The organism is Scytonema sp. UIC 10036 (assembly GCF_009725235.1).
Genome location: NZ_WJFC01000015.1, coordinates 1 through 15,408 on the forward strand (window position 1 = coordinate 1; position 15,408 = coordinate 15,408).

Here is a 15,408-nt window from a genome sequence, read left to right on the forward strand (position 1 = left end):
CCCCTACTCCCTACTCCCTACTCCCTACTCCCCGCATTAACGTTGCACCGCCACCAAAGTCAGACGAAGCGATCGACCAATTAGAACAAACGGTACGGTTTAATGTTGACCCCAACTCACAATCGCAAATTAGCCAAGCGGATGCGATCGCACTCCAGCACGAACTTGAAAATCTAATTGGCAGAGTAGAGAGTTCTCGTTTGGCAGTTTCAGTTAATAACGGAAACGCCAACACAACCCAAGGGACCAAGGCGCAACAAACAGAGGTGGCATCCACAACACCAGGTTCACTTGTTTCCAATCCAGAACAAGTTATAGATAATGCCCGCTCGATCGCTAAAAATTTGCCTCAATTAGTTTCACAAAGAAATTATGCCCTTGCCCGTCAGCAGTGGCAAATGGCAAGAGCAAATTTATGGAAACAATTTCCTCTCGACCAAAGACTTGCTCAACCAGAAATTCGGTCAGTGTGGCTCGATCGAGGAACAATTGTCCGTGCTAGGAACGAACAAGGGTTAGCTGCCATTTTTGATAAGTTGGCTCAAGCGGGAATTAACACTGTATTTTTTGAAACTGTAAATGCTGGGTACACGATTTACCCCAGCAAAATTGCACCACAGCAAAACCCCCTCGTTCGGGGATGGGACCCCCTTGAAGTTGCGGTTAAGCTTGCTCATGAAAGAGGTATAGAATTACACGCTTGGGTTTGGGCGTTTGCTGCCGGTAACAGAAATCACAATATACTGCTGAACCTTAACCCTGAATATCCAGGACCGGTGCTTGCTGCTCATCCTGATTGGGCTGGCTACGACAATCGCAGTCAGATGATTCCTCCAGGGCAGGGTAAGCCATTCTTCGATCCAGCTAATCCTCAGTTAAGGCAATACCTACTGAATCTCTATGAGGAAATTGTCACTCGTTACAATGTAGATGGTTTGCAACTAGACTACATTCGCTATCCCTTCCAAGATCCATCTGCCAACCGGACTTATGGTTACGGCAGAGCTGCCAGAGAGCAGTTTCAACAGCAAACTGGCGTAGATCCAGCCAGTATTTCTCCAAAAGACGGAGAATTATGGCAAAAGTGGACGGAATTTCGGACTTCTCAAATTAATACTTTTGTTGCACAACTGTCAAAGCAACTGCGAGAAAAACGACCCAACTTGATTTTGTCAGCTGCTGTATTTCCCCTACAAGAACAAGAACGCATTCAAAAACTTCAACAACAATGGGAAGTTTGGGCAAAAAACGGGGATATAGATTTGATTGTTCCTATGACCTATGCTTTAGAGACAGCTCGTTTCGAGCGTCTGGCACAACCTTGGATCAGATCTTCACAACTGGGATCGGCGCTATTAGTACCGGGAATTCGCTTGCTTTCATTGCCTACAGTGGGAGCATTCGATCAAATTCAACTCCTGAGAGACTTGCCAGTAATTGGTTATGCCCTATTTGCTGCTGAAAACTTTAGCAATGACTTACACAAAGTCTTTAGTGCAACTCAAGGAAGTGTTCAACCCAAACCACAAGAACTCATTCCTCACCGCCAACCTTTTAAAACTGCAGCAGCCCGTTACTCTGCTTTACAACGGGAATGGAAATTTTTGTTTCAAAATAATAAGTTACAACTGTCGAACACAACCTTGGCAACATTTCATTCTCAAGCAGATATTGTACAAAGTGCTTTAGATCGGCTAGCGCAAGAGCCTAATTCCAGTAATTTGATTGCAGCAAAAGCTGTACTCACTCGCTTTGTGTCTCAATTTAGAACATTAATGCGTGCTCCGTCTCAAGAAAATTTGTATCAAGTCAAAGTTTGGGAAAATCGTTTGACTACAATAGATAGGTTACTACGTTACGGAGAACGTGCTCAAGTTCGCAAGTAGGAGAAAATTGCAACCGCCAGTGTACGCAGACGGATGCGGATAATTTATCAGTTTTGTCTGCATGCATCTGCGTACATTGGCGGTTAAAAATATTTAGTATAAACCTATATTTTTTCTTTGTAGTTATACTTAAGAAAATGCTTTTATACAGCGTAAAAACAATATAAGTTATTTAGAGAAAACACTATAATACAACAATTTCGCCATTTAGGCTATTGCAACTACCTATGCAAGCTTTAGCTCAACAAATTTTATTACCGTGTTTGGATTTTATCATTTATCCTTCTCCTCCAACGATTACTGGAGAAAGAACTTTATTAGACGCAGTAGCCGTTATGCGTCAATCTCCGTTACAAACAGGTTTTGTCCTAGTACTAGAAGAAATGCGAGTGGTGGGGTTACTGACTGAGCAAAATATAGTGCAGGTAGCTTTGTCAGATATGAATTTTAAAACAATTAAGATTTTTGAAGTGATGGAGACTTCAGTAATTACCCTGAAGCGTTCTCAAATGGAAACCAATATATTATCATTACTAACATTTTTGCGCCTGCATCATTTACCTACAGTAGTTGTTGTAGATGATGAGGAACAATTAGTGGGAGTGATTACATACGAAAGTATTTGCCACGCTATAGAAAGAGAAGGATTGACTATAGGTGAATTAGAGCAAACTCAGGAGCAACTTAGTTTGATAGAGTCGGCTGTTATCCATTCTGAAGCAAAACAGCAACTTCAAGCTGTTATAGATGCAGTGCCTGGATTTGTATCGTGGGTGAGTGCTGATGGACATTATTTGGGAGTGAACCGTCGTTTAGCTGAAAGTTTGAATTTAACCACTGATGATTTTGTTGGTCAACTGGTGGGTTTTACACAAACCAATCAAAAAATAGCAAATTTCATACAAGATTTTGTGGGTAGTTCCGAGCTAGCAAAATCTTGTATCTTTGATATGCAGGTTCATGGCACAACTCGTAATTATTTAATCACAGCGAATAAATACCAGCAAGGGCAAGCTGCAGTTTTAGTGGGAATTGATATTACTGAAACCAAGCAAGTAGAAAGAGCATTACAACAAGCGCAAGCAGATCTTGTAAGGGCAAATGCAGAACTGGAGGTGCGAGTTGAAGAGCGTACACAAGCTTTGAGAGATATAAATCGGCAGTTAATGTACGAAATCGCCGATCGCCAGTTAATAGAAGAGCAATTGCGGCAATCTCAAGAAATGTGGCAACCGATCGTGGACAACATTCCTCAAAGTGTTTTTTGGAAGGATACAACATCTGTCTATTTAGGTTGCAACCGCAATTTTGCTCAGATGATAGGGTTGGATAACCCAGACGATATTATTGGCAAGACTGACTTTGATTTGGTTTGCAATCGGGAAGAAGCTAGATATTACCGTGAATGTGATGCTAGGGTGATGGACGCTGATACACCAGAGTATCATGTAGTGTCACTTCACGTGCGGAAAGATGGTCAAGACGCTTGGTTAGAAACGACTAGAGTGCCACTTCATGATGGAGAAGGTCAAGTCATGGGTATCTTAGGTACATTTGAGGATATTTCTTCTCGCAAGCAAGCTGAAGAAAGCCTTCGACTTCGCGATCGCGCGATCGCAGCTAGCAGCAATGGCATTGTCATTACTGATGTGACTATGCCAGACTCACCAATTATTTATGCCAATAAAGCGTTTGAGCAAATTACGGGTTACTCTATAGAAGAAGTTCTGGGAAGAAATTGTCGTTTTCTTCAAAATGGAGATACCAATCAGCTTGGTTTAATCGAATTACGCAATGCTATTACCCAAGGAAAGGGCTGTACTGTAGTTTTACGCAACTACCGTAAAGATGGCTCTTTGTTTTGGAATGAGTTAAGTATTTCTCCAGTTCACGACTCCAATGGAAATTTAACACACTATATTGGTATTCAAAGTGATATTACAGAGCGACAGAAGGCAGCTGTTGCTCTATTAGTTTCGCAAGAGCGGTTGCACTATTTACTCTCCTCTAGCCCAGGAGTCATTTATAGCTGCAAACCTTCAGGCGATTTTGACACGACATTTATCAGTGAAAATGTTACGTCCGTGCTTGGTTATGAAGTACAAGAGTTTGTGCAAACGCCTGGTTTTTGGATAAACCATGTTTATTCAGAAGATTTGCCGAGAATCATTGCTGATGCAGCAAAACTGTTTGAGCAAAGACAAGTTAACTATGAGTATCGTTTTTCTCATAAAAATGGGAGTATCCGATGGATGTATGACCAAGCTAAGCTTGTGCTAGATGATACTGGCAATCCATTAGAAATCGTTGGTTACTGGCTCGATATTACAGAACGCAAGCAACTTGAAGAGGAACTAAAAAATGCACTGCAAAAAGAAAAAGAACTCAACGATCTCAAATCTCGCTTTATTGCCATGACTTCCCATGAATTTCGCACGCCTTTAAGTACTATTCTCTCCTCAGCAGAATTGCTACAACACTACCGTTACAAATGGCCGCAGGAAAAACAGCTTTCTCACCTGCAACGCATTCAAAACGCCGTGCATCATATGACAGAAATATTAGACAATGTTTTGTTAATTGGTAGAGCAGAATCGGGAAAACTAAATTTGGCTCTGGAAGAGTTTGATTTAGTTGAATACTGTCAGTACATGGTGGAGGAATCAGAATTAAATATTAAAAATCAACACACAATCAATTTTAAAAGCCAAAATAAATCCGTACAGTGTTGTATGGATAAAAAATTACTAGGGCATATTTTAAGCAACTTACTATCAAATGCTATTAAATATTCTTGGGAGAATAAATTGATTGAATTTACCCTTCAGTTAGAAGCTGAGCAAGCAATCTTTGAAATTCAAGACCATGGAATTGGTATTCCACCGGATGACCTACCTCATATATTTGAATCATTTCATCGTGCTACAAACGTCAGTCACATCCAGGGGACGGGATTGGGACTAGCGATTGTAAAAAGATGCGTCGATACCCACAAAGGTGACATTACTGTAACAAGCCAAGTTGGCGTAGGAACAACCTTCACTGTTAAGTTACCAATAACCAATGACCAGTGACAAACCAAGGAAAGTATGATTAAAATTTTAGTCATTGAAGACGAAGAATCAGTAAGAGAAAATATTTTAGATCTATTGGAAGCAGAAAACTATGATACGATTTCTGCCGCTAATGGAAAAATGGGATTACATCTGGCATTCTCTGAAGCTCCCGATCTAATTTTATGCGATCTTATGATGCCAGAAGTTGATGGTTACGGCGTACTTACTGCATTACGCGAACAAATACTGACAGCAACAATTCCATTTATCTTTTTAACTGCTAGATCGGCTAGATCTGATTTTCGTCAAGGTATGGACTTAGGAGCGGATGACTATTTAACCAAACCATTTACTCGGGCTGAACTGTTAAATGCGATCGTTAGTCGCTTATCTAAACAAGCCACCCTCAAACAATATATAAATCCGAAAAATCTCACCCATGAAACTAAGGCTGTCTCTCCAGAAGCTCAAAAGCTAGAAATGTACCTGCGTCATACTTTAGAACGACGAGATTTTCGCCAATTTCAAATTTATTACCAACCTATTGTTCATATTAATTCTGGTAAAATTATAGCAGCCGAAAGTTTACTACGCTGGCAACATCCCGAATTGGGTATGGTTTCTCCGACACAAGTGATACCTATAGCAGAGTCTACAGGTTTAATTGTCCCTATTGGAGAGTGGATATTGCGTAGTGTTTGCAAGCAAACAAAATTGTGGCATGATGCAGGGTTTTCTTTCTTGCATATTGCTGTCAATTTATCAGTGTGTGAATTGATACAGCCTGAATTTAGTCAAAAGATTATTAAATTTTTACTGAACAATAACCTAGTAGCCGATCGCATAGGGCTAGAATTAACAGAAAGCATGATTATGCAAAATGTAGACTCTGCTCTTCAGAATATACAGAAAGTCAACTCTTTAGGAGTACAAATTGCTATTGATGATTTTGGAACAGGTTATTCTTCTTTAGTTTATCTAAAACAATTGCCTGTCAATACATTAAAAATAGATCGTTACTTCATTCAAAATGTTGCCAGCGATCCACAGAAAGCAGCAATTACCACAGCATTAATTCAAATGGCACACAATATGAATCTCAAGGTCATAGCTGAAGGTGTAGAGACAGAACAAGAATTAGAATTTTTACGAACTTACAACTGTGATGCCATGCAAGGGTTCCTATTTAGCCGTCCGTTACCAGCCCCAGAGTTTGAAAAAATGTTAATAGAGGACAAAAGGTTAGTAGGGGCGTAATGCCTTACGCCCGTACATGGTTAGTGGTTAGTGGTTAGTGGTTAGTTGTTAGTTGTTAGTTGTTAGTTGTTAGTGGTTTTTGAAGAAGATATTGAATGGTAAAAAATCATATATAAATTATATTTTCAAGAAAATTAATGAAAAGATAACTTAAGTAACTAGAGGTCAGCAAACAACAAAGATAAATGACAAATGACAAATGGCAAATGACAAATGACAAATGACAAATGACAAATGACAAATGACAATAGGCACAAAATTCTAGTCATAGAAGATGAGACAAGCGTGCGGCAAAATTTGATAGAATTACTCACCTATGAGAATTTCAAGGTTGTTGCTGCAGAAAATGGGCTAATCGGTGTGCAATTAGCTCATGAGGAAGTGCCGGATCTCATTATATGCGATGTTATGATGCCAGAACTAGACGGGCATGATGTTTTGCAGAAATTACGTCAACAACCGCTAACAGCAACAATTCCATTTATTTTTTTGACTGCTAAGTGCGAAAAAGCTGATGTGCGCCAAGGAATGGTTTTGGGGGCTGATGATTACTTAACCAAACCTTTTACCAGGGTAGAATTACTAGCAGCTATTTCCTCAAGATTGGAAAAGCAAGCTGCTATTCGTCAACAATCACAAAAAAAGTTGGATGAATTGCGTAGCAATATTGCTATGTCACTTCCCCATGAAATGCGGACACCACTCAATGGAATTTTGGGTTTTTCAGAACTTCTTATTAAAGAAGTTGACAACCTTACCTCTCACGAAATCCGTGAAATGGCTGAAGGCATTCATAAATCGGGTGAACGGCTATATAGACTAATTCAAAAATTTTTGCTTTATGCAGAATTAGAAATCACAGCGACAGATCCGCAGAGAATAAAGTTACTTCAAAACCACAAAACTGCATTCCCCACAATGGGATTGCAAAGATTAATCAGTGAAAAAGCTGAAAAATCAGGACGTGGAGCAGATGTAAGCGTCAATTTCCAAAAATCTTGTAGCTTAAGGATGTGTGAAACTAAACTTTATAAAATAACTGAAGAATTATTAGACAATGCTTTAAAATTCTCATCGCCGGGAACCTCTATCTGTGTAGAAAGTACTGTTATCAAACGAATATTTGCTCTATCATTTACTGACTTTGGTAGAGGTATGACAAGCACCCAAATTTCCGATTTGGGGGCTTATCGGCAATTTGAGCGAAAACTTTACGAACAGCAAGGCTCTGGTTTGGGATTAAGCATTGTTAAGCGCATAGCAGAATTACATGGAGGTGAACTCCAAATTTACAGTCAGCCCGGAGAGAAAACTGTTGTGCAAGTACTGCTTCCATGTGCTTGATGGCAAAAAAGAAAACTCTTAAGGCATTATCCTCAGTAGGCTGATTTTGTGGTGATGCCTTAAGTGTTTGAATTTATTATTGGTTAATTGGCTGACTTTGATACTATTATGAACTACTCATGTTTGAGATGATGTGTGATTTGCTATTTCACTTTGCGTATACATTGTATAAAATTGTGTAAAATATGTACGAAAAATCATTTGTTATAGAATATGGCAAAGCGATCGCTCCAAGCCTCAGCTGAGGGAATAAGAAAAGCGAAATATGCTTTTAAACTGAAAGGTTGGACACAAGAATGCCTAGCATCTGAAGTTGGCTTAGACACTCGGCAACCAATTTGGAAGTTTTTTAGTGGGAAACCTGTTGAACGTTACGTCTTTCACGAGATTTGTAATTTACTAGATTTAAATCCAGAAGAAATTGTCCAAAAGCCCGATATTGAACTGGCAACAATTTTAGATGAGACACAAAAAAATCCCACAGATATCGATGCTTTAGTACAAAAAGCCCGAGATGCCTACTATGAAAAGATTCAAGACCAGTGCGGTACTCTGTACGTTTTAGATATAGCTCAGCCTTTAAACCTAGATGAGCTTTATATTGATGTCAATATTTTAGAAGAAATTACCAGTCAGCGATGGCTGGATATAAGCGAGCTACAAAACTTTACGGTTAACAGAAATAACCGTTATTCTTCTAATCAAAGCAATACACAGCTTGAATTTGGTCGTTTTGCCTTGAGTCAATTACATCAAGAAAGAATTGCAGGGGAGCGGGCAGCGTTAAAATATTCTAAGCTGATGGTATTGGGTAAACCGGGATCTGGCAAAACTACCTTTTTACAATCAATTGCAATTCGGTGCAACAATGGAGATTTCAAACCAGATTGTTTGCCATTTTTTGTAAGTTTAAAAAGTTTTGCCGAAGACACAAATGCAAGTGCCAATATTAGTTTATTGAATTATTTAGGGCAGTCAGCTAAGACTTGCGAAATTTTGGAGCAAGAAATAGAAACAATACTTCATTATGGTAAGGCAATTATCCTACTAGATGGTTTAGATGAAGTCACAAATAAAGAGAGCGATAAAGTCATTAAAGAAATCCGTTACTTTACCGAACATTTTTATAAAAATCAAATCGTTATAAGTTGTCGTATTGCAGCGCAAAAATACAAATTTAAAGGATTTACTCAAGTTGAAATTGCAGATTTTACTAAATCGCAAATTTGGGCATTTGTTGAGAAATGGTTTTTATCTACTGCTAAAGCTTATCCGTTAAGAGGAAAAGTCCTAGCTGCTGACTTTATGCAAAAGCTAGAATTACCCGAAAATTATCACATTAAAGAACTAGTTACCATACCCATTCTTCTTAACCTTACCTGCTTGGTTTTTCAACAGTTCAAACATTTTCCCCGCCTCCGTTCCGAACTTTATAGACAAGGTTTAGATTTATTGTTGGTGCGATGGGATGAAGCTAGAGGGATTAAACGAGATGAGTTTTATCATAATCTATCTTTATTACAGAAAATAAAGTTACTCAGTCATATAGCAGCAAGTACTTTTGCTCGAAGTAGTTACTTTTTTTCTGAGAGTCAAATCCAGCAACTTATTGGCAATTACCTCAGCCATTTGGGACAAGCACCTACTGATGTAGATGCTTTGCAATTAGATAGTAAAGCCGTGTTAAAATCTATAGAAGCACAGCACGGACTCTTAGTGGAACAAGCACGAGGCATTTATTCTTTCTCTCATTTAACTTTTCATGAATATTTGACGGCAAGAGAAATTGTTGCCACCGCCAATCGGCAAACATTGCAAGAATTTGCAACTTATATAAATGAAAAGTCTTGGCGAGAAGTTTTTTTGCTAGTTGCGGAAATGCTATACACTGCAGATGATTTGTGGTTGTTAATGAAACAACAAATTAATATTCTGGTAGCTTCAAATGAAAAATTACAGCAATTTCTCAGATGGATAAATCAAAAGGCAAGTGGGATAAACCGGGTACGGCGGCGCTGCCATGCGATCGCATCTTATCACCCAGCCAGCGTGCGTTCCTTTTACTTTACCCTTGCCCTTCCTCCGAACCATTCTCTAGCCGGAAATCAAAGTTTTACTTTGACATTAGATAAAAAGTTTGCAGGTACACTAGTTGTCGATTTAGCCTTAGATTTAGCTTTGACTTATGCTCTAACAGTCAGTTTAGCCATGACTGCGGATATTTTCTTCCAAAGACTATCTGCAATCGAGCTATCTCTCGATTTAGAACACTTATTAGGGCAAAATCCTTCATTACAAACATCACTACAAAACCTAAAAAATCAGTTACCTCATTTTTTAGAAGGGAGAGAAGCCGTCAAAGCGTGGTGGTGGGCAAATGGAGAAACTTGGACTGAAGAATTGCGTTCTTTAGCCATCAGTAAGCGTGATATTGGCTACGACTGGCAGTTTACAGAGAATGAGTTGGAATCACTACAGCAGTACTGGGATGCCAACAAATTGCTCTTTGATTGCCTAAATAGTAGCGATCGCGTCAATGCTAGACTGCGGCAGTCGATTGAGGAAAGTTTGTTCAGTAATCAGTGACTAATGGGCATTGGGCAAAGGGCATTGGGCAAAGGGCATTGGGCAAAGGTTAAACTGAAGGTGTTGTACTTGAAAGTAGTACGGGGACTGCCATGAAATCTCTGCGTTGGTTGCTGCTGTTTCTGTTTCTGGGTATAGCAGCTTGCGATAAGCCGGGTACGGCGGCGCTGCCATGCGATCGAACTAGTGCTTACCCAGAAAAATCTACACCCCAAGCTTCTGCACCCTCTGCTCAACTAGCACAGAATTCGGCGCAAACACAAAATGTTATTCCGACTGAAACATTGTCTCCTACACCTATTAATATTGACCTCAAAGGTTTACCAAAACCGTTTGCAACTGACAGTGCTTCAAAAAGACCCCAAGTCGTACCGATTCCTGCAAAACCCACTCTGCGCGTACCTTCTGGCTTTGTCGTTAACGTTTTTGCGGATGGGTTGGATGCACCACGTTGGTTAGCTTTAACTCCTAGTGGAGATGTTTTAGTGACAGAAACCAGACAAAATCGCATTCGTTTACTTAAAGATACCAACGGTGATGGAGTAGCTGATGTTAAAGAGACATTTGCTAGTTCTGCAAATGGACTCAATATTCCCTTTGGTATGGCTTTTGCAGGTAATGCCTTCTTTTTGGGTAACACTGATGCTGTCCTGAAATTTCCTTACCAACAAGGTCAACAGCAACTCAGTGGTACCGGACAAAAAATCGCTGACCTACCAGGTGGTGGATACAATCAGCACTGGACTCGTAACGTGGTGTCATCACCAGATAGTAAAAAAATATACGTTTCCATTGGTTCCGAAAGTAATGTAGATGAAGAACCACTACCAAGGGCTTCCGTACAAGTTATAAACTTAGATGGGAGTGGACGACAAACCTTTGCCTCTGGTTTGCGTAACCCAGTTGGTCTGGACTTTCACCCTGTAACAAAAGAACTTTACACAACTGTCAACGAACGAGACGGTATAGGAGATGATTTAGTACCAGACTACTTCACTCGCATTCAGCAGGGAGAATTCTACGGATGGCCGTATACGTACTTAACACCCAATAATATCGATCCCCGCCAAGCAACAGGTAACAAGAGCAAACGACCTGACTTAGCAGCCCGCACTCGTACCCCAGATGTTTTATTTCAAGCACATTCAGCAGCCTTGGGGTTGCAGTTTTATGACGGTCAGACCTTTCCGCAAAAATACCGGAACGGTGCTTTTGTTGCCTTTCGCGGTTCTTGGAATCGCGATCGCGGTACTGGTTACAAAATTGTCTTTGTGCCTTTTGATAGTCAAGGGAGACCCCAAGGCTACTATGAAGACTTCCTTACAGGATTTCTACTTGACCCTTCTATACCCACAACTTGGGGGCGTCCTGTAGGCTTACTTGTCTTACCCGACGGTAGTCTTTTGGTTACCGAGGAAGCTAACAATCGGATTTATAGGATTCAGTATCAGGGTTAGTGGTTAGTGGTTAGTAGTTGGTGGTTGGTGGTTAGTGGTTAGTAGTTGGTGGTTGGTGGTTAGTGGTTAGTGGTTATTAGCCGCAACCAACAACTAACAACTAACAACCAACAACTAACAACCAACAACTAACAACCGACACACATCAAAACCATCCCTCAAGTTCGAGGGTTTCTATCATCTGGAGTCCACGGGTATCACCGATACCTAAAATAGCGGCTTTGGCATCCTCCCTAACTCCTAAATCTTTGTCTTCAGCAAAAGCTTGAATTAAAGCGTCTATAGCTGTGGCATAGACGACATTAGAAGGGAGTTCGCGGCACAATTGCCCTAATGCCCAGGCACAATTACTTCGCACAGGGGCAACCGGGTCTTGCACCAATGCTTCAATCAAGGGTGGTATTGCCCCCACAACTGCTTCATAACCTACATCTGCCATCTGAACTAGGGCGCTTGCCGCCCACAAACGTACTGCTGAAATATCGGTTCTTAACGCATCTGTGAGGGGCGCTAAAGAACGGCGATCGCGACAGTTTCCCAATGCCCAAATAATGCCTTTACGTGCGTAACCGTTCCAATCTCGGTTTAATTGGGTAATTAATGGCTCCACGGCATCTGGGCTTGGGTTGCGTCCAATAGCATATGCCGCACTCACTCGCACCAAAGGGCAAGTATCAGTTAACAAATGAATCAAATGCGGAATAGCTCGTGCATCTTCTATGTCACAAAAAGCACGAGAAGCCAGCATTCTTTGCTGTGGTTCTGGATGTTCCAATAGAGCTAGCATTGCCTCTGGATTGGGCTTAGGTGTTTCTGCTTCCGCAGTTAGTGGTCCTAAATGGTCTAGGGGGCTTTCCAGTTCTATTTCTATATCATCAAGTAAGCTTAGGTCTTCTTCGTCATACATATCGTGTATTAATCCCTGATAGGGATTAATATAAAACCCTTCGTGTCACGAAGTGAAGACGTATAAGTTTTCTGGCTCAATATTGCACTTACGCATAAATTTTATTCGTTACTGTTAAGAGGTTTCAACATCCACAGTGATTGAGTTTGATAGCCAAGCTGATTGTAAAGATTGTATGCGGGTGCATTCGACTCAAACACTTGTAATGCTATCTGGCGATCGCCTCTAGCCTTTGCCCAATTTTCCACATAAAGCATCAAAGCTTTAGCAATGCCCTGTCGCCGATGTTCTGGCACAACGTAAAGTAAGAAAATATGAGAGTGACGAGTTCCCTGTATCTGATCGATAGCATTTCCCACCCAGATACAGGCGACGGGAGACTGAGGGGAGGAGGAGGTAGACATGGGAGAAGGGGTAGACATGGTAGAAGATGCTCCCTTGTCTTCCTTGTCTTCCTTGTCTTCCTTGTCTTCCTTGTCCCTCTGTCTTACAAAAACCCACCACACAGGTGTTTTACTAGAAAAATACTGCTCGACTGTTTGTAATAAATGAGAAAAATCCTGTTGCTCTGGGAAAAGTTCTTGGTAAGTTCGCTGCATGAACTTGACCAATAGGGCGCGGTCTAGAGTAGAACCACGGCGAACAATATAATCAGGTAGTAAAGATTCCAAAACTAAATGGGGAAAAGTTTTATATTTTTTTTAAAGGTAGTTAGTGGTGAGACAGGCGTCTCGCCTGTCCCACGCCACTAACCACTAACTACTAACCACTAACTACTAACCACTAACTACTAACCACTAACTACTAACCACTAACTCCTAACCAACAACATTCCCAATTCTCCAATAGGTGCAGGTGCTGCCATATCTGAGGGTAGGAAGATGCGAGCGCTAACTGCCACAAGGGCAACAAAAAATATCAGCACTACAAGTAGCGGCGCAATATACTGTCGGAAAATAGCCATAACACAGAATGCTTGGAACAGCAAATCATTATGATAACTAGCTTAAGAAATATTAAGCTGACTTAATTTATTTTAGCGACTTTGGAGCTCTCATACCATATTAAATAAAGAATGCGAGAGATTGTTGGTTGAAATCAAGTCAAGGCATGACTTTCTCAATCCAAAATCTAAAATCTAAAATCCAAAATGGTATCAGGAGACAAAGTTATCGGCGATCGCGTTCCAAATCGGCAATAGTTTTTTCCCAATACCAATTTTCCGGCATGCCGGGAAAATCTTGCTTTGCCTGCTCGACGAGTCGTTCAGCAGTGGAAATGTCACCAGATAACAGACTAATCAGCTTATTCTTAAGACTGTCATCAGGTATACGCTCATCACTCTGAGGCTGGGGCTTACTTCCACTAGAAGAAGAAGGTCGAGATGACGGTGACTGCTGCCTTCTAAATTCCCAAAATAAGACATAATACAGCGTACCAAAAATGACAATTAGGCTAAATGTTCCTAGAAAAGTGAACAAGTTAAGTGGTAAAAATCCCAGAACTAGCTGGGAAAGAACGTAGCCAAGTAGTACGCCAGTGATTAAAAGAATAACTGTTGCGGTACTAATGATGAGCTTCTGCCCCATAATTCTTATTCCTCATAGTCAAGTCCGGGTCTCTTCATTGGTTCTGGTTGTTGATTCCAAGGAGCAAACCATGGTAGTAAAAGCAAACCGGGTACAGCAGCTGCGATACTAATTAGGAAAAATGCTGGCCAACCCATATCTTTTGCTACAACTCCCGATGGAGCAACTAAAACATCACGGCTGACAGCCATAAAGCTGGAGAGTAAAGCATACTGAGTTGCAGAAAAGCGCTGATTGCATTGACTCATTAAAAAGGCAACAAACGCTGCTGTTCCCAATCCACCACAAAAGTTCTCTATGTTAATGGTAAGTACCAAAAACTGATAGTTTTTACCTAGTTGTGCAAGTCCAAAGTAAGCTAAGTTACTTACGGCTTGCAAAGCGCCAAACACCCATAGGGAGCGATTAATACCAATTTGACTCAAAATTGCTCCCCCAACGAGAGTTCCAACAATTGTCGCAATCAATCCCATACCAGTTTGAATTGCGCCAATATCAGTGAGGGTAAACCCTGTTTGAATCAAAAAAGGTGTTGACATACTGCTTAAGAAAGCATCACCTAGTTTATAGAGAACAATAAACACCAAAACTAAGAAGCCCTGCAATACCCCCCGTCTTTGGAAAAATTCCCCAAACGGTAAAAGTACAGCTTCTCCTAAAGATTCTGGCGGGTTAATATGCTTTGGTTCTGGTGCCAATAGAGTACCAAAAATTCCAATTGCCATGCTTAAGGCCATCAACAAATAAACCGATGACCAAGGTATCCTATCAGCAAGTATGAGCGCTAGAGAACCGGTAAGCAACAATGCAGCTCGGTAACCTAAAACGAAAATTGCTGCACCAGCGCCCATTTCCGATTGTTTCAGGACATCAGTTCGATAGGCGTCAGCGACAATATCTTGAGTTGCGCTGAAAAAAGCGATCGCAATAGCGTTAACAGCTAAAAGTTGTAGTGCTTGCTTGGGCTGTTGAAAAGCCATCAGAGCAATAGTCAACAACAACCCAATCTGTAGAACAATTAACCAACCGCGACGCCGTCCCAAAAATGGCAGTGCAAAGCGATCGATTAGAGGCGACCAGATAAACTTAAAGGAGTAAGGCAAAGCCACCAAGCTAAACAGCCCAATAGATGCCAAATCCACCTTTTCCACTGTCATCCAAGCTTTCAAGGTCGTCCCTGTTAAAAACAACGGCAAACCAGATGCAAAACCCAGCAATAACAGCGTTGCCATTTTGCGGCTTATAAAAACCTCTTGTATTGATAATATTGCTTTCACAGTTTTAATATTCTCCTCCGGTATCCGGACGATGTGAGTTATGTTGCCA

Annotated in this window: 11 protein-coding genes; 6 read left to right on the forward strand and 5 right to left on the reverse strand. The window is 40.8% G+C overall.

Annotated elements, in window-relative coordinates:
• The 6 genes from F7734_RS09325 to F7734_RS09350 all read left to right on the forward strand — a co-directional run.
• On the forward strand, positions 1-1,886 hold a 1,886-nt coding region (locus tag F7734_RS09325; protein ID WP_155744408.1), incomplete at its 5' end, for a family 10 glycosylhydrolase.
• 227 nt (positions 1,887-2,113) lie between these two features.
• A complete protein-coding gene (locus F7734_RS09330) occupies positions 2,114-4,960 on the forward strand; it encodes a PAS domain S-box protein (protein ID WP_155744409.1) in 2,847 nt (948 codons plus the stop codon).
• Between the two features lie 15 nt (positions 4,961-4,975).
• Complete coding sequence (locus F7734_RS09335; RefSeq protein WP_155744410.1) at positions 4,976-6,199, forward strand: EAL domain-containing response regulator; 1,224 nt, start codon at positions 4,976-4,978, stop codon at positions 6,197-6,199.
• 234 nt (positions 6,200-6,433) lie between these two features.
• The gene (locus tag F7734_RS09340) at positions 6,434-7,543 is read left to right on the forward strand and encodes a response regulator (RefSeq protein ID WP_155744411.1); all 1,110 of its coding nucleotides are present in this window, start codon (positions 6,434-6,436) and stop codon (positions 7,541-7,543) included.
• A gap of 213 nt (positions 7,544-7,756) precedes the next feature.
• Positions 7,757-10,129, forward strand: coding sequence for an NACHT domain-containing NTPase (locus F7734_RS09345; protein ID WP_155744412.1), 2,373 nt, complete (start codon positions 7,757-7,759; stop codon positions 10,127-10,129).
• Between the two features lie 92 nt (positions 10,130-10,221).
• Positions 10,222-11,586 carry a sorbosone dehydrogenase family protein gene (locus tag F7734_RS09350; protein ID WP_155744413.1) on the forward strand — a complete coding sequence of 455 codons (1,365 nt, stop codon included), beginning with the start codon at positions 10,222-10,224 and terminating at the stop codon, positions 11,584-11,586.
• Between the two features lie 145 nt (positions 11,587-11,731).
• On the opposite strand, the gene F7734_RS09355 is transcribed toward F7734_RS09350, so the two are convergent.
• The 5 genes from F7734_RS09355 to F7734_RS09370 form a co-directional block, all read right to left on the reverse strand.
• Entirely contained in the window at positions 11,732-12,493 is a 762-nt protein-coding gene (locus tag F7734_RS09355) for a HEAT repeat domain-containing protein (RefSeq protein WP_155744414.1), read from the reverse strand.
• A gap of 101 nt (positions 12,494-12,594) precedes the next feature.
• Positions 12,595-13,164 (reverse strand): GNAT family N-acetyltransferase, encoded by a 570-nt coding sequence (locus F7734_RS09360; RefSeq protein ID WP_243146772.1) that lies wholly within the window; start codon positions 13,162-13,164, stop codon positions 12,595-12,597.
• A 140-nt stretch (positions 13,165-13,304) separates the two neighbouring features.
• Positions 13,305-13,457: a hypothetical protein gene (locus tag F7734_RS60595; RefSeq protein ID WP_166481815.1), complete on the reverse strand. Its 153-nt coding sequence runs from the start codon at positions 13,455-13,457 to the stop codon at positions 13,305-13,307.
• 205 nt (positions 13,458-13,662) lie between these two features.
• On the reverse strand, positions 13,663-14,082 hold the full coding sequence (locus F7734_RS09365) for an ABC transporter permease (RefSeq protein WP_155744415.1): 420 nt from the start codon (positions 14,080-14,082) through the stop codon (positions 13,663-13,665).
• Between the two features lie 5 nt (positions 14,083-14,087).
• The gene (locus tag F7734_RS09370; RefSeq protein ID WP_166481816.1) at positions 14,088-15,359 is read right to left on the reverse strand and encodes an AmpG family muropeptide MFS transporter; all 1,272 of its coding nucleotides are present in this window, start codon (positions 15,357-15,359) and stop codon (positions 14,088-14,090) included.
• Positions 15,360-15,408 lie beyond the last annotated feature (49 nt).

Coding starts and splice junctions, on each gene's coding strand:
- F7734_RS09330 (WP_155744409.1), top strand. CDS start 2,114: ATGCAAGCTTTAGCTCAACAAATTTTATTACCGTGTTTGGATTTTATC.
- F7734_RS09335 (WP_155744410.1), top strand. CDS start 4,976: ATGATTAAAATTTTAGTCATTGAAGACGAAGAATCAGTAAGAGAAAAT.
- F7734_RS09340 (WP_155744411.1), top strand. CDS start 6,434: ATGACAAATGACAATAGGCACAAAATTCTAGTCATAGAAGATGAGACA.
- F7734_RS09345 (WP_155744412.1), top strand. CDS start 7,757: ATGGCAAAGCGATCGCTCCAAGCCTCAGCTGAGGGAATAAGAAAAGCG.
- F7734_RS09350 (WP_155744413.1), top strand. CDS start 10,222: ATGAAATCTCTGCGTTGGTTGCTGCTGTTTCTGTTTCTGGGTATAGCA.
- F7734_RS09355 (WP_155744414.1), bottom strand. CDS start 12,493: ATGTATGACGAAGAAGACCTAAGCTTACTTGATGATATAGAAATAGAA.
- F7734_RS60595 (WP_166481815.1), bottom strand. CDS start 13,457: ATGGCTATTTTCCGACAGTATATTGCGCCGCTACTTGTAGTGCTGATA.
- F7734_RS09365 (WP_155744415.1), bottom strand. CDS start 14,082: ATGGGGCAGAAGCTCATCATTAGTACCGCAACAGTTATTCTTTTAATC.